This is a genomic window from Thiolapillus sp. (assembly GCF_048562965.1).
Lineage (GTDB): Bacteria > Pseudomonadota > Gammaproteobacteria > Chromatiales > Chromatiaceae > Thiolapillus > Thiolapillus brandeum_A.
In genome coordinates this window covers 1-1,870 of sequence record NZ_JBHNMF010000608.1, presented here as the reverse complement: position 1 = coordinate 1,870, position 1,870 = coordinate 1, and the positions used below count along the sequence as shown (strand labels likewise).

Annotated in this window: 1 protein-coding gene; it reads left to right on the top strand. The window is 52.0% G+C overall.

The features are described 5' to 3' along the window. A partial coding sequence (locus ACOCD2_RS18275; RefSeq protein ID WP_419602363.1) for an Eco57I restriction-modification methylase domain-containing protein occupies positions 1–1,836 on the top strand: 1,836 nt, incomplete at its 5' end. Positions 1,837–1,870 lie beyond the last annotated feature (34 nt).

Genomic DNA, 1,870 nt, shown 5'->3' with positions numbered 1-1,870 from the left:
CCGCGTCATCCGATGCACTGGCCGTTGGAGTTTCCGGAGGTGTTTGTTCGGGATAACGGGGGGTTTGATGCCATCGTGGGGAATCCGCCGTTTCTTGGAAATCGCCTATGGAAGAACTCACAGGGTAGGGCTCTGCAAGTGATCGTACAAATGGTACTCGGAGCGGCGCCAGGAAAGATCGACCTATGCGTCGCATTCCACCGTCGTGCCACCGATCTTCTGCTAATGGGTGGTGAATATGGACTCTTGGCTACGAGCAACCTTGCCGAAGGCAGCGCCATTGAAGTCGGTCTCCGTGAAATCGTCAAGCAGGGAGATATCCACTTCTCGAGAAAAGGAATGCCATGGCCTGGTAAGGCGGCGGTCGTGGTTGCCATCGTCTGCTTCCACAAAGGGGAATGGCACGGCGTAAGGGATGCAGACGGGAAAGGTTGCGAACGGATCGGTCCACGACTCGAATGCGAGATGGCCGATGCCTGGCGACCCAAACCTCTGGAGAATACCATCTTCGCATTCGCTGGCGTAAACAATAGCAAGGGATTGGCGTTCGTGGTCACACCCGACGACATATGGTTTGAACGATTGCGGTCGGAGCGAGATTCGCTATTGCGGCCTTACATCACCGGAAACGACATCACTAGCCATGCACTGAACCGCAGAAATCGATGGGTTCTGGATGTCGGTGATCAGGACCTAGAGGCGATTCTGAAGAGATGGCCTATTGCTTATCAGTTTTTAAACAAAGTCGTGAGACCAACCAGGACACCTGAAGCGCTAAAGAGCTACAAAGGGTTGTATGAGCGTTGGTGGCAATTCTGGAACCACCGGGCTGATCTGATGCGTAGACTTCGCCAACGAGACAGATTTATTGCTTTCTCGAAGGTGACCAAGTACCCGATTTGCATGTTGGCGCCGTCTGACTGGATATATACCAACCAGGTCGTTCTCATTGGTGTAGATAGAGAAGACCTCTATCCAATCTGTCTTAGTAGTCTGTTTCGTTCCTGGCTGGAAGCATATTGCGGTGGTGGTCTCGGTGTAACGCTCAGACTTTCAATCAGTGAATCAATGGCCAAGTTCCCTTTGCCCATCATGCGAGTGACACAAGCAGGGATAGATGCCGCTACTCATTTCAACGAGCTGGCGGTTGAGTGGTCCGCCGAAAGAGGGAGTGGTCTCACCGATTTAATGAATACGATTCACTCCAAGGACTATGCGGACGATCAAATCGTATCATTGAGAGGTATCCTTGGAAGTATCGATACCGAAGTTGCTGCCGCTTTCGGTTGGCATGATCTTGATATGACATATGATTTTCGAGACATTCCATTCGCAAAGAACGATGATGGCTCACGATATGTTGTGAGCGACACGACACGCATGGAGATACTTCGGCGGTTGGTACTGTTGAACAAAGAACGCTACGAGGAACAGGTCGCTCAGGGGCTGCATGCCGGAAAGAAGACTACGAAGAAGAAAGCTGTGCTGAAAAAGAAGCGCCGAACGGCCAAGGTCTACGAGATACCACCCTTTACTGAACGAGACATCCCCAAGGCCGCCGAGCCTCCCTCGCCACAGATGGATATATTCTCGAGTTCGTCGGGTTCACAACCTTCTGAGCAAAAGGGTAATCAGTGGGGTAGTGAGCCCATCGACCAGATTCTAGCCTGGCTGGAGGCGTATCCCGGATGGCATGGGAAGAAAGAGATCGTCGGTGGTTCGGGAATCAACGAAACCGACTGGAAGAAGGCCATAGGTTACCTGCTGGAAGAGGGATTCGTCGAGAGGCAAGGTGAGCTTAGAGGGGCGAAGTACCGTGCCGTTGGCACGGAATGATCGCGGAAATTTGGTGATAGGAATGAAAAAATTG